The organism is Kitasatospora sp. NPDC034035, from assembly GCF_055575755.1.
In genome coordinates this window covers 76,493-103,105 of record NZ_JBVISA010000008.1, presented here as the reverse complement: position 1 = coordinate 103,105, position 26,613 = coordinate 76,493, and the positions used below count along the sequence as shown (strand labels likewise).

Below are 26,613 nucleotides of genomic sequence, written 5' to 3'. Positions count from 1 at the left end.
TGAAGTGCAATCATCGGCGCTCCCCTGCACCGACTTCCGCCTTCCCCAAACACCTGACAACTGGCCTCCGGGCCACCAGGATTGGTACCGCCACAGTATGCAAGGTCAGGAGGGGTGGTCATGGCAGTACGGTTCGTGGGGATCGACCCCGAGACAGGCAAGGACCAGAGTCCCACCGTGTGGGTGGACGACGAGCAGGGCGACCTGATCGTGCAGAGCTACACGGCCGACCCGGAGCTGATCGCCGCTGTCCTGGTGGCCGGGCACGGGCCCGACCACGACAACGCAATTCCCACTCACGAGACGGTCATTCGAATCCCGGCACGGCTTGTGCCGGTCCTGAGGAAGGCGTGCGATGTCGCAGAAGGTGCCGAGCTTCTTTGAGCTGCTGAACGCTACCGAGCACTCGGCAGTTCATCTGGAGATGCGGGACCAGTACGGAGTCTCGGAGGAATCCTCTGAGTTCACCCGGTGGCAGCGCGGTGAGCCCGTCGACACCGACCCCGACTCGGAGTACTGGCGGGACTGGACCGAGGCCATCCGCAGCTCGGTTGCGCGCGGAGTCGTCGTGCGGCGGGCCCGGATCGTCTCGGAGCCCGTGAGTGACTACATCCGCTATGAGCACCACATCACCAGCGTGAACCTGGCGGCCGGCGAACTCGTCCGCTGGCTGCCTCGAAGCCAGGCATCGGACATCGCGCTCCCCGGTAACGACTTCTGGCTGTTCGACCGGAAGTTGGTCCGCTTCAACCTCTTCGACAGCTTCGGGGCGGGCCTCGGCCCGCAGCACGCGGCAGACCCGGCCGTCGCGCAGCTGTGCGACTCCGCCTTCGAGTCCGTCTGGGAGCGAGGCATCGACCACGAGAAGTACACCGTCTGAGCCTGATCGACGGACCACCGGACCATGCCCCTCTCTCCCTCGTCCAGCGCCCAGAACGCGCGAGAGGCCCTCGCAACCCGGTTGAGAGAGTTGCGAGTGGACGCTGGACTCCCGGGGCATGGCCTGGCCCTCATCCTGGGCTGGAGCGAGTCGAAGGTCTCGCGGATCGCCAACGCCAGGACACCGCCTTCCGACTCGGACATCCGGGCATCGTGCGAGGCCTGCGGAGCCGGTGACAAGGCCGCCGATCTGGTGGCTGCCAACCGCCAGGCCGACGAGATGTACACCGAGTGGAGGCGCCTGCACCGGACCGGCATGAAGCATGCCCAGGAAACGGTTCTGCCGTTGGTCGAACGGAGTCGGCAGATCCGTGTCTACTGCTCGAATGTCGTCCCTGGGATGTTGCAGCGCCGCGAGTACGCGCGCGCCCTGATGACCACCATCACCGAGTTCCAGCAGACCCCTGACGATGTCGATGCCGCCGTGGAGAGCCGTCTTCAGCGCAGCCGATACCTTCACGAGGGCTCCCGGACCTTTGCCCTGGTAGTGGAGGAGACCGTCCTGCGCTATCCCATCGGCGACAAGGCTGCCATGGAGGATCAGCTGCAGTACTTGCTTGAGATCATGAGCGCGGCCCGGGTCAGCCTCGGGGTCATCCCGTTCGACGCTCCACGCCTCATGTGGCCGCTCGAAGCGTTTTCCGTCTTCGACGACCAGCAGGTGAATGCCGAACTCCTCTCTGCGGCTGTCACCATCACCACACCCGGCGAGATCGCCGTCTACCTGAGGGCGTTCAGGATCCTGGCCTCGATGGCCGTCTACGGACGCGCAGCCAAGGCCCGCATCGAGGATGCCATCGCCGCCCTCGGGTGAATCCGTGCAAGACGGTGCAAGGCAGTGGCACCGTGCGTAACCGTGCCCCTACCGTCTCCAAAAGTCGCTCCCACGCCTTCCGGCGCGGGCAGCGCCTCGAAATCACGCACGAGAGGAGACCACCATGCCCACCGCCTCCACGGCACAACAGCCGTTCGCCATGCGCTTCGCCGCGCGGCAGACCAGCGAGCCGGCCGACGCCACCGGTGTCAGGTACGACCAGGAGTTGCAGATCGCCGTCACGTCCGACGGCAACCCCTGGGCGCACACCGCCCACGGCGAGACCAGTAGCAACACCAACTCCGACAGCAAGAACGACGAAGGCACCGACTTCTACTAGGAGAACCGAGGTGACGGAACCCGACGGCGAGGCGGTGCTGGTTCTCACCAACCGCCTCGATTCGACTGCGGATCTGGTGGTCGAGCACCTGAACAGCCGGGGTGTCCCGGTGTTCCGGTGCGACACCACCGAGTTCCCGACCGAACTCACCCTGACCGCGACGCTGGAGGACAGGTGGGCCGGTGCGCTCGACAACGGGCACCGCACGCTCGACCTGTCCCGCGTCCGGTCGGTGTACTTCCGCAGGCCCGAGGAGTTCCGGCTGCCCGACGGCATGTCCGAGGCCGGGCGGCGGTTCGCCGCCGCCCAGTCCCGGGCCGGCTTCGTCGGTGTCGCCGTCTCCCTCCCCTGCCTGTGGATCAACCACCCCGCGCGGGACCTGAATGCCAACCACAAGCCGTGGCAACTCGCCGTCGCCCGGCGCCTGGGGCTGAATCCACCGCGCAGCATCATCACCAACGACCCGGAGGCGGGCCGGAGCTTCGTCGCCGACCTCGGCACCCCGGTCATCACCAAGAGCCTGGGTGCCCCCGTGGACACCGTCGTGATCGACCCCGCGGCCCTGGACGAATCGGTGCGGTTGTGCGCCCACCTCTTCCAGGAGTGGATCGACAAGGCCCACGAGGTCCGGCTGACCGTGGTCGGCGACCGCTTCTTTCCGGTCGAGATCCACGCCGGTTCGGAGGCCGCCCGCATCGACTGGCGCACCGACTACAAGAGCCTCGCGTACCGGCCGACGACCGTCCCCGACCCGGTCCGCGAGCGCGTGTCCGCGTTCATGCGCGAATTCGGGCTCGTCTTCGGGGCCTTCGACTTCATCGTGACGCCGACCGGGGAATGGCGCTTCCTCGAAGTGAACCCCAACGGCCAGTGGTCGTGGATCGAGCACAGGACCGGCGTGCCGATCTCGCGCGCCATCGCGGATCTTCTGGAGAAGGGCAGTACACGTGAGTGACCCCCTGGACGGGACCGACGAGACGGCGCACCGACTGCGCGCCGAACTCACCGAGGAACTGGCGCGCGACGGCTCGCTGCGCTGCCCGCAGTGGCGGGACGCGGTGCTCGCGGTGCCCCGACACGTCTTCCTGCCGGCGTTCTACACCGCCGAGGACGGCCCGGACGGCATCACCCGCTACACCACCGTCAGCCGGGACACCGACCCGCAACGGTGGCTGCGGCTGGCCTACGAGAACACCACGTGGGTCACCCAGCTCGACCACGGCACCACCCCGCCGAACGGAGACCCCTCCATCGGTACTCCCACCAGCTCCTCCACGCTCCCCGGCGTCGTCGTCCGGATGCTCGAAGACCTCGACGTCCCGGACGGCGCGAGCGTGCTCGAAGTCGGAACCGGCACCGGCTACTCCACGGCGCTGTTGTGCGCCCGGCTCGGCGACCGGTACGTGACCAGCGTGGAGCACGACGCCGCCCTGTCCGCCGCAGACGGCGAACGGCTCGCCTCCCTCGGCTACCGGCCCCGCCTGGTCGTCGGCGACGGCGCCAAGGGCTGCCCGGACAGCGGACCGTTCGGCCGGATCATCGCCTCGTACTCACCGAGCCACGTCCCGCCCGCGTGGCCGGCCCAGGCTCGGCCCGGTGCGATCATCCTGGTGTCGCTGGTCGGCAGCCTCGACGCCTACGGCTACGTGAAACTGCACGTCGGCGCCGACGAAGCGCAGGGCCGGTTCATCGACTCCGACGTCTCGTTCATGCTCTCCCGCGAGACCCGGCGGCCCCCGATCGGTCCCCTGATGCGCGCCGCCCTCCGAGCCCGCCACGACACCGCCGGCCTCGACACCGCCGTCCATCCCGACACCCTGGACGACCCGGCGTTCCTGTGGAGCGCCCAGATCGCCATGCCCGGCACCATCCGGCTGCGCCTGGCGGCCGACCGTGTCGCCGGCCGGTGGTTCCTCCACCCCGACGGATCATGGGCGGTGCTGGAGAGTCGGGACGACGGCACCACCCGGGCCTTCCAGGGCGGCCCGCGCGCCCTCTGGTCGGAGTTGGAGGCCATCACAGCGGGATGGCTGTCCAACGGCCGTCCCGGACTGGAGCGTTACGGGCTCACCGTGACCTCGGAGACGAACACGGTCTGGCTGGACAGCCCGGGCAACAGGGTCGGCACCCTCGGGGAGTGATCACCACCGTGGGCGTGCGATGACACAGAACATGCCGGACTTCTGCGCCCTGCTCGACGGAGCGCAGCGGACGGCTGTCCACCTGGAGATGCGAGACGTCTACGGAGTCGTCGGCGAGGCTGAGGACTCCGAGGCCGGCCGTGGTGAGGATGGTCTCCCAGGCCTTCGAGGCGGTATGGGAGGGCAGCATCCCGCATGACCAGTACACCGTCTGATCCCTCGGCTCCTTCGGAAGGCGGTACGCACATGGGCGAGTTCGCCCCCTGCCCCGACGAAGCGGTGCGGGCTGCCGAAGCCGTCTGCGGTCCGATCGTGCTCGCCGGGATCGCCGATCGACGCGGCTCGGCGGTCTGGAAGGCGACCGGGGCCCTGGCCTCTGTCGCCATCAAGGCCGGGTACGGCGAGGGTGAGGAGATCACCGCTCGGTAAGCCGCCGTTCTGGACCAGCTCCCCGACCACACCGTCATCGTCGGCCGGTATGCCGGAGGGGTCTGGTACGTCACTCCCTGGCTCGCGGGTCCCTCGACCTGGGACCTGTTCAAGCCGATCCGGAACAACGGCACCGGGCACGAGACGGCTCTCTCCGGAGCTGTCGATCTCTGCCGGGCCGTCGCCGGGCTGCACGCCTCCGGGTGGGTTCACGGCGACCTCCAACCCGCTCACGGCATCCACGGCAATCACGACGTGCGTCTGCTCGACTTCTCGTGGTCCTGGTCGCCGACGTTCCCTCCATCGCCGATCTTCCGGGGCGGCATCACCCACCTCGTCGCCCCCGAGCTGGCTGCCGCCGTCGAATGCGGTGAGCGCCCGGTCAGAACGACCACCGCTTCCGACGTCTACGCCCTCGCCGGAACGCTGTGGACGTGCGTCACCGGCCGGTGGCCGCTCGACTACGACGCCGTCGGCATCAGTCCGGAGGCCGGCCCCTCTGCCCGTCGGGCCGCCATCGCCAGCGGCACGATTCCCCTCCACTCCGACGCGCCCTGGCCCGCGCTCCAAGCCCCACTGCGGGCGGTCCTGCGCGCTCCTGCGCAGGGCCGCCCGACGGCCGCCGAACTCGCCCTCGTCCTGGAGTGGCTTTGACCAAAGCGTTACGCCGCCCCCGCTACGAGGCCTCCTGCCGCTGTGCAGAAAGGGCTGTTCCCGGCCTGCGGTGGGCGTGCTGCCGCACGCCGGTCCGGCGCCGGACCACCCGTCCCCACGGCTGCAGCCAGCGCCCCAACTGGCCATTCACCAAGGCATTTTGCGTCGCTCGCAGCCGCCCACCGAACCGCCTACGCTCGGCTGCATGAACCGCACGATCCGCACCACCGAGGACGTTCTCGCCCTCCTTGACGGGCTCTTCCCGCCGGCCGAGCCCTTCTGGGAGCGCTTCTACGCGGACCGGTCCGCCGGGCGTCCGTTCTTCGCGCCCGAGCCGGACGAGAACCTGGTCTCCTACCTGGATCGCGGCCTGGTCGCGGCCCCTGCCCGCGCGCTCGATCTCGGCTGCGGGCCCGGCCGGAACGCGATCCACCTGGCAGCGGCCGGCTTCGATGTCGATGCCGTCGACCTGTCCTCCGCCGCCGTCGCCTGGGCCGGGGAGCGCGCCCGCGAGGCCGGGGTCGGTGCCAATCCGCGCTTCCACCGGGCGAGCATCTTCGACGCCGAACTCCCGTACGCCCACTACGATCTGGTCTACGACTCCGGCTGCCTGCACCACCTCCCGCCGCACCGCCGGGTCAGCTACCTCGCCCTCCTGGACCGTGTCCTCGCGCCTGGCGGGTACTTCGCCGTCACGGCGTTCGCCGCCGGGGCGATGGGCTCGGAGCGGCCGGACGAGGAGCTGTACCGGCTCGGCGCCCTGGAGGGCGGCCTGGCCTACTCACCGGACGAACTGCGCTCCCTCTTCCAGGACTTCACCCCGGTGGAGATCCGCCCGATGGCCGCCCAGCCGGCCGACTCCCCACTCTTCGGCGTCCCCTTCCTCCTCACAGCTCTCTTCCAGCGAGCTGTCAGTCTTTAACCGGTCTCTCATCCTCCGCGCCTAGCCTCCGACCGCATGAACGTCTCCCTGCTCGACGGCTGGTTCCCGTGGACGGTCCAGGCCGTGGCCCTCGCACTGTTCCTGGGCACGCTGGTCCGGCGGGACCGGGCGTGGCGGGTGAAGTGGGGGCCGATCGCGCTCGGGACGGCGCTGGTGGTCACCGCGGTCGCCGCCGTGGCCGTGCTCACCCTGGCCGGGATCACCGATCCGATCCCGTACGGGGTGTGGCTGTGGTGCGGGGTGGCGGTCGCCGCGGTGTGCGTGCTCGGGTTCGGCTGGCGCGGCGCGCGGTGGTGGCGGCGGGCTCTGGCGGCGCCGACGGCCGTGCTGGCGCTGTTCTGCGCCGCGAACAGCGTGAACATCGCCACCGGCTACTACCCGACGCTGGGCGACGCGGTCGGCGAGCTGAGCGGGCAGCCGCTGCCGGACCAGATCACGCTGGCCGAACTCGCCTCGATCCACGGGAAGACGAAGACCGGCCGCATCGTCCAGGTCGACATACCGGACACCGCCAGTGGCTTCGCCCACCGCCAGGAGCTGGTCTACCTGCCGCCCGCCTGGTTCCGCAGCCAGGCCCGGCCCAAGCTGCCGGTGCTGGAGATGATCGGCGGCGAGTTCGCGGCGCCGGACAACTGGATCCGTTCCGGCAACGCGGTGAGGACGGCCGACGCGTTCGCCGCCCGGCACAACGGCTTCGCGCCGATCCTGGTCTTCGTGGACGCCACCGGCGGTTTTCGGGTGGACACCGAGTGCGTGGACGGCCCGCACGGCCACGCCGAAGCCCATCTGCTCAAGGACGTCCCGCCGTTCGTCCAGAAGACCTTCAACGCGGCCACCGACCCGCACAAGTGGGGGGTGGCCGGCTGGTCGATGGGCGGCACCTGTGCCGTCGACCTCACTGTCGAACACCCCGACGTCTTCACGCACTTCGGTGACTTCTCCGGCGACAGGGGCCCGTACATCGGCGACAAGGACCACACCGTGCAGGAGCTGTACGGGGGTGACGCCGCGGCCTGGGCGGCCCACGACCCGCTGACCGTGCTCGCCCATCACCCCAAGTACCAGGGGGTCTCCGGCTACTTCGGCCAGGGCGACGAGGAGCACGGCCAGATCGAGTCCGCCAAGGCCTTGGAGGCGGCGGCCAGGAAGGACGGCATCCGCACGGTCAGCTCCGTCGGCTCGGGCAAGCACAGCTGGCAGACCGGCGCCGCGACCTTCGCCCAGGCCCTTCCCTGGCTCGCCCAGCAGCTCGGCGTCCCGGGCACCCACGCGTAGCGGCGGCCGAAGCCAGGACCGAAGCCACAAAACCGAGGCCGAACCCAAAGCCAAGACCGAAGCCGAAGCCGAAGCCGAAGCCGAAGCCAGAGCCCAAGCCGAATCCGGAGCCGAGACCGGCCCCCGGGGCGGTCAGTCCCGTTCCTGCCCCACGGCCGCCTCGTACGCCAGGAGCGTGTCGACGACCAGGCACCGCTGCGCGGGGTCGAGCGGGGCGAGGGCGGTGCGCCAGGCGGCGGCGCCGGGGGCGAGCCAGCTCTCGATGGCGGGCAGGTGGGCGGGGGCGATGGCGACGATGCGGCGTCGGCGGTCGGCCTCGTCCTCCCGCCGTTCGAGGATGCCTTGGCGGCTGAGGTCGCCGACCATCAGGCTGACCGTGGTGGGGGCGATCTCCAGGCGCGCGGCGAGGTCGTTGACGCCCATCGGCCCGTCGAGCAGCAGGCAGGCCAGCAGGGACAGGTGCCGGGGGGCGAGCGCGAAGGTGCGCAGCGGTTCGGGGACAGGGATCCGCTTGGCCCGTCCGACCAGCCGGGGCATCAGCAGCAGCATGGACCGTACGGCGTCGTCGAGGCCGTCCCCAGGCCGTGACTCCCCCTTGGGCGTTGACATCGCGCACCTCTCCTCGGTTATCTTTGACATCAAAGATGTTTTACGTGCAAAGCGAACCTGCCCGTCCATGGTACGAACCGAGCCGACCCGACCCGAACGGAGCTCCACCATGCCGCACTTGAGCCTGCACATCCGCGAGGAGTCCCTCGACGCCACCGTCGAACCGCGCCTCATCGCCGCCCTCACCGAGGCCGTCGCCACGGTCTTCGGCGAGCAAGCCCGCCCGATGGTCGCGGTCGAGCTGATCGGCGTCCCGCAGCGTCGCCGGGGCATCGGCGGGGTGCCGACCGGCGAGGACGCGCCGGTGGTCGCGCTCAGCATGCGGGAGGCGGCCTACCACCTGCCGCACGTCCCGGACGCGCCCGCCCGCCTGGTCGCGGCCGTCACCGAGGCGATCACCGGCACCCTCGGCGAGGCCGCCGGGCGGCAGACCGTCGTCACCGTGGAGGGCGTGGCGGCGGGCCGCTCCGGCATCGGCGGCCAGGTGGCCTGATCGCCGACGATTCCCCGGTCGCCGCCGCCCGGGCCCCACAGGGGAAAGCCTTGGTGTCGGCGGCCGCCGGAGCCCCACCCGCCTGTCCGGCCGGGTCCGGACCGCCCGTCCGGCCCGGCGCCCCGAGGGCACCGTACGGGCCCGCAGCACCAGGCCCCAGCAGCGGAAATCCGCCGCCGCGAGCGGCGCACCACCAGGGCTGCGCGCCCCAGGAGTCCCCCGCACACCGCCATAGCTCCCGCCGCCCCCGCACACACGTTCCCCATCATCGTCCTGCAACCGCCCCGGCCGCCGGAGCATCCGCCGGAATCCCGCTTTGCTCCCGGCGGCGCGTTGGCATAGGTTTTCGACCGCCGTCGACGCAGCACCGGCGCTGACCGCCCCTCAGACCAGAGGAGGGCGGCAGCGACCAGGAGCCGGACGGCCGTACGTCAACGGGGGAGGAACAGCCATGCCGAGTGCCCGCGATCACGGGTCACCCGGGCGGCGCGAACGGACGGGCGGTGCCGCGCACCCGCGGCCCACGGCCGACGCGCGCCCGACCCCGCCCCACGCCACCGGACACTTGAGGAATCGTCAGTTGCGCAGCATCCGACTGGTCACCGCCACCGCCGCAGCCCTCGTCTGCCTGGGCGCCCTCAGCGCCTGCGGACCGGACAACAGCGGCCAGGACGCCGGCAAGACCGCCGCCCCCGCCCCGTCCACCGCCGCCCCCGCGGGCACCGCCGCCCCTGCGGGCACCGCCACCGGCGCCCCCACCACGGGCGCCACCAAGCCGGCCGGCAACGGCGGCACCGACGGCGCCAAGGGCATCCCGGCCAAGGCCTGGATGGACACCAAGAGCATCCCGATGGACGAGACCTACCACTACGCGCCGCTGGCGGCCAACGCCAAGCCGCAGACCGGCCCGGTCCAGTTCAAGGGCATGGAGCTGTGCCACGCGGCGGTCGCCAAGGACGACGAGTGGATGTTCACCGGCGCCGCCTCCGCGAAGGCCTCGGTCGGCTTCGGCGGCGACCGCTGGACGGCCCAGCAGACCCTGCTCTTCGAGGGCGACCCGACCCACAGCAGCGGCACCAAGCAGGCGACCAACCTGACGGACGGACACCTGACGGACGCCCTCAAGGGCTGCGCCAAGACCGTGCCCGGCGCCACCGTCAAGGTCAACAGCGCCGACGACGCGCCGTACTTCGCCGCCGTCCTGACCGTCCCGCAGGCCGACGGCACCACCGTCACCCTGCACGAGTACGTGGTCACCGACGGCGGGGCGGTCAGCGAGCTGTCCGTCTGGGCGACCACCAAGGCCGGCGCCCAGCCCAAGGACGCCTGGAAGGCCCCGGAGGACAAGTACGTCGGCACCGGCATGACCGCGCCGATGTGCGAGGCCCTTCCCGGCTGCAACTGATCCTCGGCGCTCCACGCGAGCGCCCGCACCCCCATAGACGGCCGTCCGGCCCGTCCGGCACAGGGGACCGGACGGGCCGGACGGCTCCTTCGCGCCCGCACGCGGTGAACCGGCTTCACCGCGTGCAGGCGTCAGCGCTTCAGGGCTTCAGGGCTTCAGGACGTCACCGTGTCAGGACGTCAGGGCGCCTGGAAGCCACCGAGCGCTTCAAGGAAGCAGGGCGTCACAGCCCCAGGACGCTGAGCGCCGTGGTCCAGTCACTGGCGATCGCGCTGCGGGCGTCCTCCAGGCCGACCCGCCCGCCGCACACCGCGTTCTTGAGCTTGGTCTCGACGGAGTCCTTGCTCGTGGCCGGCTGGCTGCCGTAGCGCGGCTCGGGCCACAGGTTGGCCGGGTCGCGCGGCGCGCCGCCGAGCTCCAGCGGGACGAGGTGGTCCTCCTCGTAGTCGGCCGTGCTGGTGTCCGCGTAGCCGTACTGGGCGATCTGCTGCACCTTCAGGGCGTTGGTGTAGCTGGTCGACGGGCGGACGGTGGCGGTCCAGCCGGAGACGCAGATGGTCTGCCCGATGGTGTCCTGGGTGACGGCCGGGTTGTACGCGCCGGGGGTGCAGTACGGGTCGGGCAGCGGCAGGTACGCCTGCGAACAACTCGCGGAGAGCGTACGGGACTTCGGGGCGGCGGCGGTCGCCGGGGCGGCGGCGTGCGCGGTGCCGGTGGCGAGGCCGGCGGCGGCCAGGGCGGCCGCCGCGGCGACGACGGTCATGCGCTGACGGAGCATCATGGGGAAGTCTCCTGGGTCGGCCCGGCCTGTTGCCGGGCGACTGTGCTCATGACAGCACCGCTCACGCGACGACCGTCAGACCCAGGACGTGAACGCCTGGTGACCCCGCCTTCACAACCGCGACCGGCCGCAGCGCCGCGCGATCAGCCCCGGGACACCGCCAGTTCGACCTCCCGGCCCGGCACGTCACCCGGCAGGGGCAGCACCACGCCGGAGCGCTCGAACCCGGCCCTGACGTACATCGCCTCGGCGCGGGCGTTGTCCTCGTGGACGAACAGCCGCACGCGCTGGATCCGGGGTTCGGCGAGCGACCACGACCAGTCCCGGGCGGCCCGGACGAGGTCGTGCGCCAGCCCGGTGCCGCGCGCCTCGGGCCGGACGTAGAACCCGGCGATCTGCGCCTGCTCGACCTCGACGACGTCGCCATCCAGGGCCCCCGACCCGCCGGGCCGCTCCACCAGCACGCTGACCGTGCCGAGCCAGCGCCCGTCCGCGTCCTCGCCGACGAACTGCGCCACGGCGGAGCCCGCCGCCGCTCCCGTGGTGCGGTCCTGCCAGAACCGGTCGGGCTTGGCGGACGCCTGCTCGTAGGTGTCGAGGAAGGCGATGGCCGCGACCGGGTCACGGAGCGCGTCCAGCCGGATCTCCTTGACCCGCGCCCAGTCCTCTTGCCGTACCCGCCTGATGGTGATGGTGCTCATCGCGTGATCATTTCATCGACGCCGGTAGCCCCCGCAACCCGAATTCTCCCAACCCGAATTCTCACAACTCGAAGACGGCCCCCGATCAGACCGCGTCGGCCCGCGTCTCCTCCAGCAACCGCGCCAGCAGCGCCGCCGGCCCCTCCGGCAGGCTCCCGTGCACCAGCTCGGTGCGGTGCACCAGCCGGGGTACGGCGATCGGCGCGCTCACGACCCCGGGCACCCCGGCCGGCACCGGCTCGGGCAGCAGCGTGAGCCCGTGCCCGGCCGCGACCAGCGCGAGCAGCCCGTGCACATCGGTGCCCTGGTAGCGGGTGGCGGGCCGGAAGCCGTCGACGCCCGCGGCCGCGCGCAGCCGGGCGACCGGCGGGGCGAGGTCGGGGGCGTCCAGCCAGCGGGCGGCGGAGAGGTCGGCGAGTGCGAGACCGCCGCGGCCCGCCAGCGGGTGGCCGGCGGGCAGGGCGACGACGACCGGCCGCTCGTCCACCGCGACGGTGCGCAGCGGGCCGACGTCGGGCAGCGGCAGCGGGTCGCTGGGCGCGGCCAGGCCGTCGACCAGGGCGAGGTCGACCTCGCCGGTGGCGACCTGCGCGGGCAGCACGTCCTGGGCGAGCACCCGGACCACCGGCTGCACCCCCGGGTACGCCCGGCGCACCTCGCCGAGCGCGCGCCCCAGGGTCGCCCCGACCGCCAGCGGTGTGGCGCCGAGCACCAGCCGGGCGCTCGCGGCACCCGCCAGGCGCGCGACGTCGGCGCGCGCCGCCTCCAGCCGGACCAGCAGCGGCGCGGCGTGCTCCAGCAGCCGCCGCCCCGCCTCGGTCGGGCCGACCGGGCGGCGGACCAGCAGGGCGGTGCCGAGGTCCGCCTCCAGCGCGGCGATCTGCTGCGAGACCGCGGACTGGGTGTAGCCGAGTTCCCGCGCCGCGTCGGAGAAGGAGGCGAGGCGGGTGACGGTGACGAAGGTGCGCAGCTGCTGGGGATCCACGGCGGTCATCAACCGATCTGATCGAGAGGTAAGAAATCATCGTTGGCGCTGATCTCGGATGCGGGGTCAGGATAGCCGCATGACCTACCTGACCCCTCGGATCGCCCTGGTCGGCGACCGCTCCCCCGCCGTCCGCTCGCACGCCCGCATCCCGGGCCTGCTCGACGCCCTCGCCGAACACGACCGGCTCGCCCTGGACGCCTACTGGATCCCGACCGAGGACGCCGGGGCACCCGGCGCCCTCGACGGCTTCGACGCCGTCTGGCTGCTGCCCGGCAGCCCGTACCGCAGCGAGGCGGGAGCCCTGGCCGCCGTCCGGACCGCCCGCGAGCGCGGCATCCCCTTCCTCGGCACCTGCGCCGGGTTCCAGCACGCGGTGCTGGAGTACGCCCACAACGTCTGCGGCCTGACCGACGCCGTCCACGGCGAGGCGCACCCCGACGGGGAGCAGCAGGTGATCGCCCCGCTGAGCTGCTCGCTGGTCGGCCACGAGGGCCCCGTCACGCTCACCCCGGGCACCCTCGCCGAGCGGGTCCTCGGCACCACCCGCACCCTGGAGCGCTACCACTGCGCGTACGGCCTCAACGCCGCCTACCTGGACCGACTGCGCGCGCACGGCCTGCGGTTCAGCGGCGCGGACGAGTCGGGCGAGGTGCGGATCCTGGAGCTGCCGGACCACCCGTTCTTCCTCGCCTCGCTGTTCCAGCCCGAGCTGTCCGGCGACGGCACCCGGGCGCACGCCATGATCCGCGCACTCGCCGCCGCTGCCGTGGCCCACGCCGACGCCGGCTCCGGCTCCGGCGCCCACGCGGACACCGCCTGGGCCGTCACGGCCTGAGCCGGCCTCACACCGACGACGGGCGGCCGGCCTCACATCGGCAGCGACCGCAGCCGCACCGGTCCCTCCGGCCACCCGGCCCCCGCCGACAGCGGCGCCCACATGGTGCGCAGCGGCATCACCGCCAGCCGCCCCTCCGGCTGCTCCACCGTCACCTCCTCCGCCACCTCCCGGAAGCCGAGTCCCCGGTAGAACGCGGTCAGCGGCGGGCGGCAGAACAGCAGCGCGCGCCGGTGGCCGAGCGTGCGCGCGTGGTCCAGGGCGGCCCCGACCACGGCGTGCGCGAGGCCGCCGCCGCGCCGGTCGGGCGCGACGCACACCCCGCCGACGCCCATCGCCGTCAGGTCGGTGCCGCCCGCGGTGAGCGACAGCGGCAGCAGCCCGGTGTGGGCGACCAGCCGGCCGCCGGCGGCCCGGACCCCGAAGTGGATCTCCTTGGGCAGGAAGGTCAGCCCGGTGTACGCGACCCCGTACGGGTCGTCCCCGGGGCCGAGGACCTCCTCCTGCTCGGCGCGGGTGTACCGCTCCAGCCGTTCGACGGCCGGCGCCCCGGCGAGGTGCGCCCCGGTGGGGTTCGACTCGGTGAGGTGCGCCCCGGCGGGAATCGACTCGGCGAGGTGCGGATCGAGCGAAAAACGATCATTCATTCCGCCATGCTCTCCCCACCGGCGGCCTTGCGACAGTCCCTTCCCGGCCACTCGGTCCGAGCGGCCGCCGAACGCCCCCGGCCGACGCGGGAGATGCACGAGGTGCGCCCCGTGCCGCCCAGGCCGAGGAGCCGGCCGCAGCACGGCAGACACTCAGCCTGATCCGCAGGTCAGACCGCCGCGCGCTCCGCCAGCTCCGTCCAGACCTCGTCCACCCGGGCCGACAGTTCCGCCAGCCCGGCGCCGTTGTCGATCACCAGGTCCGCGATCGCCAGCCGGTCGGCCCGCGAGGCCTGGGCGTCCATCCGGGCCCGGGCCTCGTGCTCGGCCATCCCGCGCAGTCGCACCAGCCGGTCCAGCCGCACCTCGTCGGCCGCGTCGACCACCACGATCAGGTCGAACAGCGGCGCCAGCCCGTTCTCGGCCAGCAGCGGCACGTCGTGCACCACGACCGCGTCCGGCGCGGCCGCCGCCTCCAGTTCGGCGGAGCGGGTCCGCACCAGCGGGTGGACGATCGCGTTCAGCGCCTTCAGCCGCTCCGGGTCGGCGAACACGATCGCCCCGAGGGCCGGGCGGTCCAGCGCGCCGTCCTCCTCCCGCAGCACCTGCGGGCCGAACTCGGCGACGACGGCCGCCAGACCGTCCGTCCCGGGGGCGACCACCTCGCGGGCGATCACGTCGGAGTCCACGATCACCGCGCCGTGCGCGGCGAACAGCCGGGACACCTCGCTCTTGCCCGCGCCGATGCCACCCGTCAGTCCGATCTTCAGCATGGCGTCAGGCTACCGGCGCCACACCGGGCCCGTCAGCCCGGCTCCGGGCTCAACCCGACCGCGGGCTCAGTCCGACTCCGGGCTCAACCCGACCGCAGGCCCAACCCGACTCCAGACGCAACCCGGCTCCGGGCTCAGCCCAGCTCCAGGCTCTCCCCGTCTCCGAGGACGGCCAGCTCCGCGCCCGTGCCCGGCCCGTCCGGTCCGACCAGCCGGCTGTGCACGGCGAACCCGGCCGGGCTGAGTACCGCCTCGTGGACCGGCACCGCCCGGCGCGGCCCCGCCTCCCGGACGTAGTCGACGACCTCGGAGGCCTTGCTCCACGGCGCCGCCAGCGGCAGCAGCAGGGTGTCCACGGTGTGCGGCGGCACGGTGAACGCGTCGCCGGGGTGGAAGAGCCGGCCGTCGAAGAGGAAGCCGATGTTCTGCACCCGCGGGATGTCCGGGTGGATCACCGCGTGCCACTCGCCGTGCACCGAGACGCCGAGCCCGCCGAGCTCGAAGGCGTCGCCCTCGCCGACCGCGGTGACCCGCTGCGCGACGCCGTCCAGCTGGGCGGCGACGGCGCTGTTGGTCCACACCCGCAGCGCCGGGTCGGCCTCCAGCGCGGCGCGCAGCCGGGACTCCTCGAAGTGGTCCATGTGCTCGTGGGTGATCAGGACGGCGTCCGCCCCGGCCAGTGCGGCGGGGTCGGTGAACACCCCGGGGTCGACGACGACGGTGGTGTCGCCGTGTTCGATGCGTACGCAGGCGTGTCCGAACTTGGTGATTCGCATGCCTGAAACTCTACAGCAAAGCTGTACAGTACCGCTGTAGATATTTTGGGTAGACTTCTCCCATGCCCAGCGAAGCCCCGCACCCGGACACCCTGGAACTCGCCGCCGACCTGCGCGCCGCCCTCGGCAGCGTGGTCCGCTCCCTGCGCGACAGCGACGAGCTGCCGCAGAACCAGGCAGCGGTGCTCGGCCTGCTGGTGCGCGACGAGCGCTCCTGCACCGTCGCCGAACTCGCCGACCTCCAGCGCGTCCGCCACCAGTCGATGGCCCGCACCGTCGCCCTGATGATCGAGGCCGGACTGGTTACCCAGCAGCCCCACCCCACCGACGGCCGCAAGCAGCTCATCGCCGCCACCGGGGCCGGCCGCACCGCCCTCCTCGACCAGCGAGCCCGCCGCGAACACCGCATCGCGACCGCCATCGAGGCCCGCCTCACCCCCGCCGAGCAGGACCGGCTCCGCGCCGCGGTCGGCCTGCTAGCCCGGCTGGGCTGAGCCCACCAGGTCCTCGGCCGCCGGCTTCCCGTCCACCGAGTCCCCGGCCGCCGACTTCCCGGCCGCCGACTCCCCGGCTACCGGCTCCCCGGCCACCGACTCGCCCACCGGCCGCGGGGCCGGGATCACCGCCGGCTCGATCTCCGGCAGCTCGACGTGCTCGCTGAGCCCGAAGCGCCGGTGCAGTCGCCGCAGCGGGGCGGGCGCCCACCAGTTGAACTCGCCGAACAGGCTCATCGCGGCGGGCACCAGCAGGCAGCGCACCAGGGTGGCATCGACCGCGACGGCGACAGCCAGCGCGATGCCCATCTGCTTGACCATCAGCATGTCGCCGAGTGCGAACCCGGCGAAGACGATCACCATCAGCAGCGCCGCCGAGGTGATGATCCGACCGCTGCGCTGGACGCCCAGCTCCACCGACCGGGTACAGCTGTGGCCCTTGTCCCGTAGTTCCTTGATCCGCGCGAGCAGGAACACCTCGTAGTCCATCGACAGCCCGAAGGCGAAGGCGAAGACCAGCACCGGGATGAAGGTCTCCAGCCCGCCGGTCGGGCTGAAGCCGAGCAGCCCGCTGAAGTAGCCGTCCTGGAACACCAGGGTGAGCGCGCCGAGCGAGGCGCCCAGCGAGAGCAGGTTCATCAGCAGCGCCTTGACCGGCATCACCACCGAGCCGGTCATCAGGAACAGCAGCACCAGCGTCCCCACCGCGACCAGCCCGAGCGCCCATGGCCCGCGCGACATCAGCTCGTCCTTGAAGTCGACCACCGAGGCCGCGCCGCCGGTGACGTAGGTCTTCAGCCCGCCCCGGTCCGCCCGCAGCTCCTCGACCACGTGTTCGGCCTGCCCGCCCTGCGGGTCCCCGTGCACCAGCACGTCGATCGTGGAGACCGCGTCGCTGACCGGGCTGACCGCCCGTACCCCGCTCACCCCGGGCAGCTTGGCCACCACTTCGTCCGCGTACGCCTGTGCCACCGCCGCGCCGCCCTCGACCACCACGGTGATCGGCGCGGCCGAGGCCTGCGGGAAGCGCTGGTCGACGGTCTCGGCGACCTGCCGCCCGGCCGAGGAGGCGGGCAGCACGGCGGCGCCCGAGTTGCGCATGTCGGCGTGGAGGAAGGGCGCCCCGGCCGCCATCAGCAGCGCGACGCAGGCGAGCGCGACCGGTACGGCCCGCTTGCGGACCCGGCGGACGGTCCGGCTGAAGAATCCTTCGTCCGGTACGGGCGTGGTGGGCGTCTTGATCCGCGCGCCGGCGAAGCCGAGCAGGGCGGGGATCAGGGTCAGCGCGGCGGCGACGGCGATCACCACCACGCTCACCCCGGCGGCGGCCACCGCCCCGAGCACCGGGCTGGTGAAGACGAACAGGCCCGACAGCGCGACGGCCACGGTCAGCCCGGAGAAGGCCACGGTACGTCCGGCGGTCGCCGCGGTGCGTTCGACGGCGGCGGCGATGCCCGCGCCGTGGCCGCGCTCTTCGCGGAAACGATTCACCATGAGCAGCGCGTAGTCGATCGAGAGTCCGAGCCCCAGTACGGTCGCGATCGGCAGCACGCTGGTGTCGATGTCCATGATCTGGCTGAACCCGAACATGGCCAGCAGTGCGCCGCCCACCGAGGCGACCGCCCCGATCACCGGCAGCGAGGCCGCCGCGAGCCCGCCGAAGACCAGCACCATGACGACCAGCGTGAGCGGCAGCGTCACCATCTCGCCGAAGCGGGTGTCCTTTTCGGTCTGCTGCTTGACCTCCTGCTGCAGCACCAGGTCCCCGCCGACGGTCACGTGCGCGCCGCCGGCGCCGTTCAGCGCGGCGAGCCGCTGGGTGACGGCGTCGCTCTGAGCGGGGGTGGAGGTGTCGGCCATCCGGACGGTGACCAGGCTCGCCGTCCCGTCGGCGGAGCGCAGCGCGGCGGGCGCCGACCCGGTGCCGTACGCGTCGAGCGTGGCGGAGACCCCGGGCAGTGCGGCGATCTCGGCGGTGGCCTTCTCGACGGCGGCCTTGACCGCCGGATCGTCCACCGGCTTGCCGTCCACCACCGCGGTGACGGTGCCCTTGACCGGGTCGGCCGCGGCGACCACCGCGCTGCCCCGGTCGGCCTCGGCACTGGAGGAGGAGGCCCCGGCCACCGAGCCCTCGAAGACCCGGCCGCCGATCAGGACGCCGACGACCAGGACGGCGGCCCAGAAGCCGAGCACCCAGCGGCGGTGACGGAAGCAGAACCGGCCGAGGGCGGCGAGCCGGCCGCCGACGACGGCGGCGGGGACGGCGGAGGAGGGTTTGCGCATGAAGGAGCCTTTCGGGCAGCTCCACTCAATGTAGGCGCAACCCGAACTTCGGCCTATAGACGGGCAATGAGCCTCATCTCACACTTCTCTTCACATAAAAGACACATAAGTCGGAGGCGTATAAGTCACCGCGGAAAACCACATGGGCCCCACCCGGAGATTCCGGGTGGGGCCCATGTGCTAGCTATCGGCTAGCAGGAGCGAGAGCCTCAGCTCTGGCCACCGGCCAGCTTCTCGCGCAGGGCGGCCAGGGCCTCGTCGGAGGCCAGGGCGCCCGAGCCCTCGTCGCTGCTGGACGAGTAGGAACCACCGGCGGCAGCGGCGACGGCGTCGCCACCCTCCTCGGCGGCCTGGGCGTCGGCCTCGCGGCTCTTGATGACCTGGGCCTGGTGCTGCTCGAAGCGGGACTGCGCCTCTGCGTACTGGCGCTCCCACTCCTCACGCTGCTTCTCGAAGCCGGGCAGCCAGTCGTTCGCCTCGGGGTCGAAGCCCTCCGGGTAGATGTAGTTGCCCTGGTCGTCGTACGAAGCGGCCATGCCGTACAGGGTCGGGTCGAAGTCGACCTCGGCCGGGTTGGCACCCAGCGCCTCGTTGGCCTGCTTCAGCGACAGGCTGATGCGGCGACGCTCGAGGTCGATGTCGATGACCTTGACGAAGATCTCGTCGCCGACCTGGACGACCTGCTCCGGGATCTCCACGTGGCGCTCGGCCAGCTCGGAGATGTGGACCAGACCCTCGATGCCCTCGTCCACGCGGACGAACGCACCGAACGGAACCAGCTTGGTGACCTTACCCGGGACGACCTGACCGATCTGGTGCGTACGGGCGAACTGCTGCCACGGGTCCTCCTGGGTCGCCTTCAGCGACAGGGAGACGCGCTCGCGGTCCATGTCAACGTCGAGAACCTCGACGGTGACCTCCTGGCCGACCTCGACAACCTCGGACGGGTGGTCGATGTGCTTCCAGGACAGCTCGGAGACGTGCACCAGGCCGTCGACGCCACCCAGGTCCACGAAGGCACCGAAGTTGACGATCGAGGAGACGACGCCGGAGCGCACCTGGCCCTTCTGCAGGGTGGTGAGGAAGGTCTGGCGGACCTCGCTCTGGGTCTGCTCCAGCCAGGCACGGCGGGACAGGACCACGTTGTTGCGGTTCTTGTCCAGCTCGATGATCTTGGCCTCGAGCTCCTTGCCCACGTAGGGCTGGAGGTCGCGGACGCGGCGCATCTCGACCAGCGAGGCCGGCAGGAAGCCACGGAGGCCGATGTCGAGGATGAGACCACCCTTGACGACCTCGATGACGGTACCGGTGACGATGCCGTCCTCTTCCTTGATCTTCTCGATCGTGCCCCAGGCACGCTCGTACTGAGCGCGCTTCTTGGACAGGATGAGACGACCCTCCTTGTCCTCCTTCTGGAGAACCAGGGCCTCGATGTTGTCACCGACGGCGACGACCTCGTGCGGGTCAACGTCGTGCTTGATCGAGAGCTCGCGGGACGGGATGACGCCCTCGGTCTTGTAACCGATGTCGAGGAGGACCTCGTCACGGTCGACCTTCACGATGACGCCCTCGACGATGTCGCCATCGTTGAAGTACTTGATGGTCTCGTCGATGGCGGCGAGGAACGCCTCGGCGTCGCCGATGTCGTTGACCGCGACCTGCGGGGTGGTGCTGAGGGAGGAGTCGGTGGGGCTCGTCATTAGGAAAAGGGCTCCGGTACGGACATGAAAGTCGTAGGTAATGCCACGCGGAGGGCCCGTATCGCTCCCACCGAAAGCCGGACAGCCCAGAACACGGCACACCAAACTCCCGTACAACGAGAATCGGCGTCCGTCTTGCGACCGTGGGGTCTTCGACAGAGGCGAGCGCGACCTGCTCCGTCCGAGGCGCGCAGGCCCGCAGCGCAACTTGTAGCATACGGGGACGGCCAGGCACGGTCAATGCCGAAGGACGGCAAGACGGTGGAGCCTGGTACGGATCAGGCCATATCCTCCGATTGCGCACCTCTCGGTGGCGCCCGCAGGAGCCTTTTCCCCGGATGCCACCGCCAGGACCCGGTCCCTTTCGGGGGCCGGTTCGCGACAGCGACGCTTCCGCGCTCCATACCCTACGCGATGGGCATTGTCACCGTGGCCACCACCCCCCAGTCCGATCTTCACGATCTTGACTCGTCCGCCGAAACCGCCCCCGGAACCGAGGCCGGAACCGGGGCCGGGACCGGGGCCGAGGGCGACGACGACGCGGTGCGGCGCGAGGCCGGCACCGGGGAGAGCAGCCGGGCCAGCCGGCACTGGTGGGACCGCAACGCCGACGAGTACCAGGACGAGCACGGCGAGTTCCTCGGCGACGACCGCTTCACCTGGTGCCCCGAGGGCCTGGACGAGGCCGACGCCCACCTGCTCGGCGAGGTCGCCGGCCGGGACGTGCTGGAGATCGGCGCCGGCGCCGCCCAGTGCTCGCGCTGGCTGGCCGGCCACGGCGCCCGCCCCGTCGCCCTCGACATCTCCTACCGCCAGCTCCAGCACTCCCGCCGGATCGACCTCGGCCGCGGCGCCGTGCCCGTCCCCGTCGTCCAGGCCGACGCCGCCGTGCTGCCCTTCGCCGACGGCTCGTTCGACCTCGCCTGCTCCGCCTACGGCGCCGTCCCGTTCAGCGCCGACACCACCGCCCTGATGCGGGAGGTGCACCGGGTGCTGCGGCCCGGCGGGCGCTGGGTGTTCTCGGTGACCCACCCGATCCGCTGGGCCTTCCCGGACGAGCCCGGCGTCGAGGGCCTCACCGCGATGTCCTCCTACTTCGACCGCACCCCGTACGTCGAACAGGACGAGCAGGGCAACGCCACCTACGTCGAGCACCACCGCACCCTCGGCGACCGGGTCCGCGAACTCGTCGCCGCCGGCTTCCGGCTGGTGGACCTGGTCGAGCCCGAGTGGCCGGCCGGCCTGGAGCAGGAGTGGGGCGGCTGGTCCCCGCTGCGCGGGCGGCTCATCCCCGGCACGGCGATCTTCGTCACCGAGCGGGGCTGAGCCCTGCCATGAACCCGGCCTGGCACGACCTGCCCGTCCGCACCGCCCTGCCCGCGCTCCACGACGCCCTCGCCGGGCACGGCACCGCCGTCCTCGCCGCGCCGCCCGGCACCGGCAAGACCACCCTGGTGCCGCTCGCCCTGGCCGGGCTGCTCGCCGACGGCCGGCCGGTGCGCCGGGTGCTGGTCGCCGAACCGCGCCGGCTCGCCGTCCGGGCCGCCGCCCGGCGGATGGCCTGGCTGCTCGGCGAGTCCGTCGGCGGCCGGGTCGGCTACACCGTGCGTGGCGAGCGCCGGGCCGGGCCGGACACCGTGGTCGAGGTGGTCACCACCGGCGTGCTGCTGCAGCGGCTCCAGCGCGACCAGGAACTGCCCGGCGTGGACGTCGTCGTCCTCGACGAGTGCCACGAGCGGCACCTGGACGCCGACACCGCGCTCGCCTTCCTGCTGGACGTCCGGGCGGCGCTGCGGCCCAAACTCGGCCTGGTCTGCGCCTCCGCCACCTCCGACACCGCCGCCTGGGCCGAACTGCTCGGCGGCGCCCCGGTGGTGGAGGCGCACGGGGTCTCCCACCCGGTGGACGTGGTCTGGGCGCCCCCGCCGCGCGCCATCCGGCCCGCGCACGGCACCCGGGTGGACCCGGCGCTCCTCGACCACGTCGCGGCCACGGTCCGGCGGGCTTTGAACGAGCGGGAGGGCGACATCCTCTGCTTCCTGCCCGGCGTCGGCGAAATCGCCCGGGTCGCCGGGCAGTTGGCCGGTCTCCCGGCGGATGTCCTGCAGCTGCACGGACGCGCCCCGCAAGCCGTCCAGGACGCCGCGCTCACCCCGTCCCCCACACGCCGGGTGGTGCTGGCCACCGCCGTCGCCGAATCCTCCCTCACCGTGCCGGGCGTCCGCGTCGTCGTCGACGCCGGTCTCGCCCGCGAACCCCGCACCGACCACGCCCGCGGCCTCGCCGCACTGGTCACCGTCCGCGCCTCGCTCGCCGCCGCCCGCCAACGCGCCGGACGAGCAGGGCGTGAGGCCCCCGGCACCGTCTACCGCTGCTGGCACGAGGCCGAGGACGCCCGCGCCGCCCGCTACCCCACAGCGGAAATCGCGCTCGCCGACCTCACGTCGTTCGCCCTCCAGGCCGCCTGCTGGGGCGACCCGGACGCCACCGGCCTCGCCCTCCCCGACCGGCCCCCGGCAGGGGCGATGGCCGCCGCCCGGCAGACCCTGCTCGCCCTCGGGGCCGTTTCCGCCGACGGCCGGGCGACGAAGCGCGGCGTGCGCCTCGCCCGCACCGGGCTGCACCCCCGGCTGGGCCGCGCCCTCGTCGACGGCGCTCCCGCCGTAGGCGCCCGCCGGGCAGCCGAGGTCGTCGCCCTGCTCTCCGAGGAACCCCCGCGCGCGCTGGGGGACGACCTCGGCGCGGTGTGGCGCACCGTCCGTTCGGGCAACGACCCCTACGCCGGGCGCTGGCGCGACGAAGTCCGCCGCTTGCAGCGTGCCACCTCCGACGAACCCGCCACCCCGTTGCCCGACGCCACCGCCGCCGGACTCGTCGTCGCCCTCGCCTTCCCCGAACGGATCGCCCGCGCCCGGGTCGACAAGCCCGCCCCCGGCGAGCGCAGCCCGTACCTGATGGCCTCGGGCACGGCCGCCGAACTCGCCCCCGGCACCGCGCTCGGCGCCCTGCCCTGGCTCGCCGTCGCCGTCGCCGACCGCCCGGCCGGCGCGCACTCCGCCCGGGTCCTGCACGCTGCGGCACTGGACGAGGACACCGCAGTTCTCGCCGGAGCGGCCCTCATCAGCGCCCGCGAGGAAGTCCACTGGGACACCCGGCGAGGTGAAGTCGTCTCCCGCCAGGTGGAATCCCTCGGCGCCATCGAACTCGCCGAGAAGCCGCTGGCCCGACCCGACCGGGCCCTCGTCCGCGCCGCCATCCTCGAAGGCCTGAGCCGCGAGGGCGTCAGCGAGCTGCTGACCTGGCCCTCCCCCGGCCTACGCGAACGCCTCGCCTTCCTGCATTCCGCCATCGGAGACCCCTGGCCGGACGTCTCCGACGAGGCGCTGCTGGAACGCGCCGACGAATGGCTGGAGCCCGAACTCTCCCGCGCCCGCCGCCGCACCGACCTCGCCCGCATTGATACGACGTCGGCCCTCCAGCGCCTGCTCCCCTGGGCGAGCGGACAGGCCGGCCGCCTGGAGGAGTTGGCCCCTGAGCGCATCACCGTGCCCAGCGGGTCGAAGATACGCGTCGACTACAGCACCGAACGCCCGGTACTGGCAGTCAAGTTGCAGGAACTCTTCGGCTGGAAGGCCGCGCCGGCACTGGCCGGCGGCCGCGTGCCGCTGACCGTGCAGCTGCTCTCCCCCGCCGGCCGCCCCGCCGCCATCACCGGCGACCTGGAGGGCTTCTGGCAGAACGGCTACCGCGCCGTCCGCGCAGATCTCAGGGGCCGCTACCCCCGCCACCCCTGGCCCGACGACCCGACCACAGCAGAACCCACCCGCCGCCTCAACGCCCGGAAGTGACCGAGGAGTTGGACAGCGTACGGCGACTAGCGAACCACGGGGATCTCACCGGAGCGCCAGTCGGCCAGCCGCTTGCGGATGTTCGACACCATCGGCAGCCCGTCCGTTTCGGCCGGGGTGAACCACGCCACCTCGTGGGACTCGCCGGACACCCGCAGCTGTCCGCCGAGCGGGCGCCCGAGGAGGCAGATGGAGAACTCCTGGCGGACCTCGCCGTCGTCGTAGGCGAAGACGTGCCGGGGGTCGGTATAGGTGCCGACGATCCCGGTGATCTCGATATCGATGCCGGTCTCCTCACGCGTCTCGCGGATACCGCACCCGGCGAGCGACTCACCGATGTCCATCCTGCCGCCAGGCAGGGCCCACATCCCGTTGTCGGTACGGCGCTGGAGGAGAACGCGGCCCGCCTCGTCGACCACGACCACGGACGCCGCCGGGACGAGGGAGTTCGCCTCGGGGGCGTCCGGATCGTCCTCGTAGTCACGCCTCGGCATGGTCCACCACCTCCATTGTCGGGATCGTCCACACGTCACGCCCGTTCGCCCACAAGCGGGTCAGACATGACCGAACTCGCCGGAGCGGACGGCGGCAACGAAGCTGGACCAGGCTTCGACCGGGAAGGCAAGCGCGGGACCATCGGGGTCCTTGGAATCGCGGACGGGGACGATGCCGGGCACGGTGCTCGATACCTCGACGCACTGCCCGCCGTTGCTGCTGTAGCTGGACTTGAACCAGTCGAGGGTCATAGTTGCCTCCGAAGCTCGCGGATCATCGCCACCGAGTCCGCCTGAGAAAGGGCATGCGTTTGTAGCTGATAGTAGGCCGCCAACTCGGCCGTCACCGCGCTGGCATCCCGCTCCAAACGCCCTTGGTGCGCACTCTCCGCGTAGGAGATCAGCGATCGATCCGGCAACGTCAGAATGGACACCGGAAGATCGAACGCCCTGTCCTCGCCGAGCTCGTACGGAGCAAGCTGGAGCCTTACGGTGGGCTCGCCGGCAAACTCAACGAGGTGGTCAAGCTGGGCGGCCATCACAGCATCCCCGCCCACGGTCCGACGAATGCAGCTCTCATCCATGACCACGTGGACCAGGGGTGGCGGTTCCCGACGCATGCCGGTCTGGCGGTTTACGAGGACGCGCACCCGTTCGTCTGCCTGATCCTGGGTGATGCTCCTCCGGCGCACAGCACCCGCTGCAATGGCGGTTGCGTACTCCCTCGTCTGCAGCAAGCCCGGCACGATGCCGAGTTCAAAGAGCCGCAGTTCAACGGCCCGACGTTCCTGGGCGACGAACTCGGCAAACCCTTCCAGTAGAGCGCTGTACTTGACATCGCTTGCCTTGTGCTTGAAGGTGCCCGCCTGCGATGTGCCGAAGGCTCCGTCAAGTGCTGCAGAAATCCGTTGAGTTGGTTTCCTACGGCCATTTTCCAGGGCCGAGACGTGGGACGACGTGCAGCCGATCAGCTCTGCAAGGCGCTCCTGCGTCCAGCCCCGCTGCTCGCGCGACGCGCGGAGGAACGCCCCGAACTCGGCCGCAGGGGAGGACTGAGGGTCAAGTTCCCGCTTGTTCAAGGAGATTCGCCCTACCAATCAAACGGCGCCGACAAGTTGAACAGCTCTGAAGTCTAAAGGACAGTGGACGCGCTGGGTAGTCGTATCGCTACACACCGAAGCGCCGTCGTGACGCTCCCCCACTCCACCCTCTCCGAGGTACTTCGCCATGCTCGCTTCCCGCCGTCCCCGCACGTTCGCCGCCCGACTGGACTCCCGCACGGACTCCGCCCCGCTCGCCCGGCACCTCCTCCGGGCCTACCTCGCCGCCTTGCCCTCCGGCGACCGCTACTCCGGCGTCGCCGAACTCCTCCTCGGCGAGCTGTTCGCCAACGCCGTCCAGCACTGCGACGCCCCCGACGACCGCCTCATCGAGGTCCGGTTCGCCCTCGTCGGCGACCGCCTCCGTATCGAGGTCCACGACGCCGGCACCGGATGCCCCTCCGTCCGGACCGCCGCCCCCGAGGACGAGCACGGGCGCGGCCTGTTCCTCGTCAACGAGCTGGCCGAGCGCTGGGGTTGCTGCCCCCCAGCCGGCGGCGTCGGCAAGTTCGTCTGGGCGCTCGTCGCTCCCTCCCCCGCCCTCCTCGCCGCCTGAAAGCAGCACCGCCCATGCACCCGCCCCTCGTCACCTTCGCCCGACACGCCCTCGCCCAGGGCACCAGCCCCGCCGAGGTCTACGCCCGCCTCGCCCGCCGCAGCAACGAACCCCTCCCCTCCGCCCGGGCCGTCTGCCTCGCCCTCGACATCCCCCTCGCCGAGGCCACCCGCCGCCTCAACGACTGCTACCACTCCCTCCTCGCCAACCCGCGCCCCAACTCCGAGGCCGACACCGGCGAACTCCTCGAAGCCCTCGGCGTCTTCGACATCCCCGTCACCCTCACCGACACCGACCGCGCCCTCATCGACCTCTTCCTCACCGCGATCGACGCCATGGGCGGCATCCGCCCCGGCCACCGGCACGGCCTGGACCGCTGGTTCACCACCGGCAACCTCACCACCGCCTACCTCTCCCTCGCCGCCGCCCACCCCATGCCCCGCACCGGCGACCCCACCACCTACTGGACCACCCTCATCACCGCCGGCGAACTGCTCCTCACCACCACCCCCGACACCCGCATCAAACTCGCCCTCACCCACTGTCACAGCCAAACCACCACCCCCTGAACACGGGAAGTCGACCCCGCCGCCTT

30 protein-coding genes are annotated in these 26,613 nt (G+C 71.9%); 18 read left to right on the top strand and 12 right to left on the bottom strand.

The window, feature by feature from the left end:
- Positions 1-120: 120 nt before the first annotated feature.
- The 10 genes from ACZ52J_RS13675 (at position 121) to ACZ52J_RS13630 (ending at position 7,535) form a co-directional block, all read left to right on the top strand.
- On the top strand, positions 121-384 hold the full coding sequence (locus ACZ52J_RS13675) for a hypothetical protein (RefSeq protein ID WP_465618440.1): 264 nt from the start codon (positions 121-123) through the stop codon (positions 382-384).
- Positions 356-880 carry a DUF6879 family protein gene (locus ACZ52J_RS13670; RefSeq protein WP_465618438.1) on the top strand — a complete coding sequence of 175 codons (525 nt, stop codon included), beginning with the start codon at positions 356-358 and terminating at the stop codon, positions 878-880. The genes ACZ52J_RS13675 and ACZ52J_RS13670 overlap by 29 nt, the downstream gene beginning before the upstream one ends.
- 24 nt (positions 881-904) lie before the next feature.
- Positions 905-1,753, top strand: a complete 849-nt coding sequence (locus tag ACZ52J_RS13665) for a helix-turn-helix domain-containing protein (protein ID WP_465618436.1) — start codon at positions 905-907, stop codon at positions 1,751-1,753.
- Between the two features lie 124 nt (positions 1,754-1,877).
- Positions 1,878-2,093, top strand: a complete 216-nt coding sequence (gene tgmA, locus ACZ52J_RS13660) for a putative ATP-grasp-modified RiPP (RefSeq protein ID WP_465618434.1) — start codon at positions 1,878-1,880, stop codon at positions 2,091-2,093.
- A 10-nt stretch (positions 2,094-2,103) separates the two neighbouring features.
- Positions 2,104-3,048, top strand: coding sequence for an ATP-grasp ribosomal peptide maturase (gene tgmB / locus ACZ52J_RS13655; protein WP_465618432.1), 945 nt, complete (start codon positions 2,104-2,106; stop codon positions 3,046-3,048).
- Positions 3,041-4,234 (top strand): methyltransferase domain-containing protein, encoded by a 1,194-nt coding sequence (locus ACZ52J_RS13650; protein WP_465618430.1) that lies wholly within the window; start codon positions 3,041-3,043, stop codon positions 4,232-4,234. The genes tgmB and ACZ52J_RS13650 overlap by 8 nt, the downstream gene beginning before the upstream one ends.
- A 246-nt stretch (positions 4,235-4,480) precedes the next feature.
- Positions 4,481-4,663: a hypothetical protein gene (locus tag ACZ52J_RS13645; protein WP_465618428.1), complete on the top strand. Its 183-nt coding sequence runs from the start codon at positions 4,481-4,483 to the stop codon at positions 4,661-4,663.
- Between the two features lie 255 nt (positions 4,664-4,918).
- Positions 4,919-5,317: a protein kinase family protein gene (locus ACZ52J_RS13640; RefSeq protein WP_465618426.1), complete on the top strand. Its 399-nt coding sequence runs from the start codon at positions 4,919-4,921 to the stop codon at positions 5,315-5,317.
- A gap of 205 nt (positions 5,318-5,522) precedes the next feature.
- Entirely contained in the window at positions 5,523-6,239 is a 717-nt protein-coding gene (locus ACZ52J_RS13635) for a class I SAM-dependent methyltransferase (RefSeq protein WP_465618424.1), read from the top strand.
- A gap of 36 nt (positions 6,240-6,275) precedes the next feature.
- The gene (locus tag ACZ52J_RS13630) at positions 6,276-7,535 is read left to right on the top strand and encodes an alpha/beta hydrolase (protein WP_465618422.1); all 1,260 of its coding nucleotides are present in this window, start codon (positions 6,276-6,278) and stop codon (positions 7,533-7,535) included.
- Positions 7,536-7,667: 132 nt separating this feature from the next.
- Here the strand turns inward: ACZ52J_RS13630 and ACZ52J_RS13625 are convergent, their stop codons facing one another.
- Positions 7,668-8,144: a MarR family transcriptional regulator gene (locus tag ACZ52J_RS13625; RefSeq protein WP_465618420.1), complete on the bottom strand. Its 477-nt coding sequence runs from the start codon at positions 8,142-8,144 to the stop codon at positions 7,668-7,670.
- A 109-nt stretch (positions 8,145-8,253) separates the two neighbouring features.
- Here ACZ52J_RS13625 and ACZ52J_RS13620 point away from each other — a divergent pair, with 109 nt between their 5' ends.
- Positions 8,254-8,637, top strand: coding sequence for a hypothetical protein (locus ACZ52J_RS13620; RefSeq protein ID WP_465618418.1), 384 nt, complete (start codon positions 8,254-8,256; stop codon positions 8,635-8,637).
- Between the two features lie 580 nt (positions 8,638-9,217).
- Positions 9,218-10,042: a hypothetical protein gene (locus ACZ52J_RS13615; RefSeq protein ID WP_465618416.1), complete on the top strand. Its 825-nt coding sequence runs from the start codon at positions 9,218-9,220 to the stop codon at positions 10,040-10,042.
- A 223-nt stretch (positions 10,043-10,265) separates the two neighbouring features.
- Here ACZ52J_RS13615 and ACZ52J_RS13610 read toward each other — a convergent pair whose 3' ends face one another.
- The 3 genes from ACZ52J_RS13610 to ACZ52J_RS13600 form a co-directional block, all read right to left on the bottom strand.
- Positions 10,266-10,823, bottom strand: a complete 558-nt coding sequence (locus ACZ52J_RS13610) for a hypothetical protein (protein ID WP_465618414.1) — start codon at positions 10,821-10,823, stop codon at positions 10,266-10,268.
- A 143-nt stretch (positions 10,824-10,966) separates the two neighbouring features.
- A complete protein-coding gene (locus ACZ52J_RS13605) occupies positions 10,967-11,524 on the bottom strand; it encodes a GNAT family N-acetyltransferase (protein ID WP_465618412.1) in 558 nt (185 codons plus the stop codon).
- Positions 11,525-11,609: 85 nt separating this feature from the next.
- A complete protein-coding gene (locus tag ACZ52J_RS13600; protein ID WP_465618410.1) occupies positions 11,610-12,518 on the bottom strand; it encodes a LysR family transcriptional regulator in 909 nt (302 codons plus the stop codon).
- A 70-nt stretch (positions 12,519-12,588) separates the two neighbouring features.
- Between ACZ52J_RS13600 and ACZ52J_RS13595 the strand changes: the two genes are divergently transcribed.
- Positions 12,589-13,347 carry a CTP synthase C-terminal region-related (seleno)protein gene (locus tag ACZ52J_RS13595; protein ID WP_465618408.1) on the top strand — a complete coding sequence of 253 codons (759 nt, stop codon included), beginning with the start codon at positions 12,589-12,591 and terminating at the stop codon, positions 13,345-13,347.
- A gap of 32 nt (positions 13,348-13,379) precedes the next feature.
- Here ACZ52J_RS13595 and ACZ52J_RS13590 read toward each other — a convergent pair whose 3' ends face one another.
- The 3 genes from ACZ52J_RS13590 to ACZ52J_RS13580 all read right to left on the bottom strand — a co-directional run bounded on the left by ACZ52J_RS13590 (position 13,380) and on the right by ACZ52J_RS13580 (position 15,543).
- Positions 13,380-13,994, bottom strand: coding sequence for a GNAT family N-acetyltransferase (locus tag ACZ52J_RS13590; RefSeq protein ID WP_465618406.1), 615 nt, complete (start codon positions 13,992-13,994; stop codon positions 13,380-13,382).
- 170 nt (positions 13,995-14,164) lie between these two features.
- Entirely contained in the window at positions 14,165-14,767 is a 603-nt protein-coding gene (gene coaE, locus ACZ52J_RS13585) for a dephospho-CoA kinase (protein ID WP_465618404.1), read from the bottom strand.
- Between the two features lie 134 nt (positions 14,768-14,901).
- Complete coding sequence (locus tag ACZ52J_RS13580; RefSeq protein ID WP_360499130.1) at positions 14,902-15,543, bottom strand: MBL fold metallo-hydrolase; 642 nt, start codon at positions 15,541-15,543, stop codon at positions 14,902-14,904.
- A 62-nt stretch (positions 15,544-15,605) separates the two neighbouring features.
- Here ACZ52J_RS13580 and ACZ52J_RS13575 point away from each other — a divergent pair, with 62 nt between their 5' ends.
- Positions 15,606-16,037, top strand: coding sequence for a MarR family winged helix-turn-helix transcriptional regulator (locus ACZ52J_RS13575; RefSeq protein ID WP_360499128.1), 432 nt, complete (start codon positions 15,606-15,608; stop codon positions 16,035-16,037).
- On the opposite strand, the gene ACZ52J_RS13570 is transcribed toward ACZ52J_RS13575, so the two are convergent.
- Together ACZ52J_RS13570 and rpsA are read right to left on the bottom strand one after the other, a co-directional pair.
- The gene (locus tag ACZ52J_RS13570; protein ID WP_465618401.1) at positions 16,020-18,320 is read right to left on the bottom strand and encodes an MMPL family transporter; all 2,301 of its coding nucleotides are present in this window, start codon (positions 18,318-18,320) and stop codon (positions 16,020-16,022) included. The two genes, ACZ52J_RS13575 and ACZ52J_RS13570, sit on opposite strands and share 18 nt — an antisense overlap.
- Before the next feature lie 209 nt (positions 18,321-18,529).
- Positions 18,530-20,020, bottom strand: coding sequence for a 30S ribosomal protein S1 (gene rpsA, locus ACZ52J_RS13565; RefSeq protein WP_360499124.1), 1,491 nt, complete (start codon positions 20,018-20,020; stop codon positions 18,530-18,532).
- 414 nt (positions 20,021-20,434) lie between these two features.
- On the opposite strand from rpsA, the gene ACZ52J_RS13560 reads away from it, so the two are divergent.
- The gene (locus tag ACZ52J_RS13560; RefSeq protein WP_465618399.1) at positions 20,435-21,346 is read left to right on the top strand and encodes a class I SAM-dependent methyltransferase; all 912 of its coding nucleotides are present in this window, start codon (positions 20,435-20,437) and stop codon (positions 21,344-21,346) included.
- 8 nt (positions 21,347-21,354) lie between these two features.
- Positions 21,355-23,868, top strand: a complete 2,514-nt coding sequence (gene hrpB, locus ACZ52J_RS13555; RefSeq protein WP_465618397.1) for an ATP-dependent helicase HrpB — start codon at positions 21,355-21,357, stop codon at positions 23,866-23,868.
- A gap of 26 nt (positions 23,869-23,894) precedes the next feature.
- On the opposite strand, the gene ACZ52J_RS13550 is transcribed toward hrpB, so the two are convergent.
- From ACZ52J_RS13550 to ACZ52J_RS13540, 3 genes are read right to left on the bottom strand one after another with little or no spacing between them, the layout of a single operon-like run.
- Complete coding sequence (locus tag ACZ52J_RS13550; protein ID WP_465618395.1) at positions 23,895-24,362, bottom strand: NUDIX hydrolase; 468 nt, start codon at positions 24,360-24,362, stop codon at positions 23,895-23,897.
- 60 nt (positions 24,363-24,422) lie between these two features.
- Complete coding sequence (locus tag ACZ52J_RS13545) at positions 24,423-24,614, bottom strand: DUF397 domain-containing protein (protein ID WP_465618393.1); 192 nt, start codon at positions 24,612-24,614, stop codon at positions 24,423-24,425.
- Positions 24,611-25,441 carry a helix-turn-helix domain-containing protein gene (locus tag ACZ52J_RS13540; protein ID WP_465618391.1) on the bottom strand — a complete coding sequence of 277 codons (831 nt, stop codon included), beginning with the start codon at positions 25,439-25,441 and terminating at the stop codon, positions 24,611-24,613. The genes ACZ52J_RS13545 and ACZ52J_RS13540 overlap by 4 nt, the downstream gene beginning before the upstream one ends.
- Positions 25,442-25,589: 148 nt before the next feature.
- Between ACZ52J_RS13540 and ACZ52J_RS13535 the strand changes: the two genes are divergently transcribed.
- The gene (locus ACZ52J_RS13535) at positions 25,590-26,018 is read left to right on the top strand and encodes an ATP-binding protein (protein WP_465618389.1); all 429 of its coding nucleotides are present in this window, start codon (positions 25,590-25,592) and stop codon (positions 26,016-26,018) included.
- A gap of 14 nt (positions 26,019-26,032) precedes the next feature.
- Positions 26,033-26,587 carry a hypothetical protein gene (locus ACZ52J_RS13530; protein WP_465618387.1) on the top strand — a complete coding sequence of 185 codons (555 nt, stop codon included), beginning with the start codon at positions 26,033-26,035 and terminating at the stop codon, positions 26,585-26,587.
- Positions 26,588-26,613 lie beyond the last annotated feature (26 nt).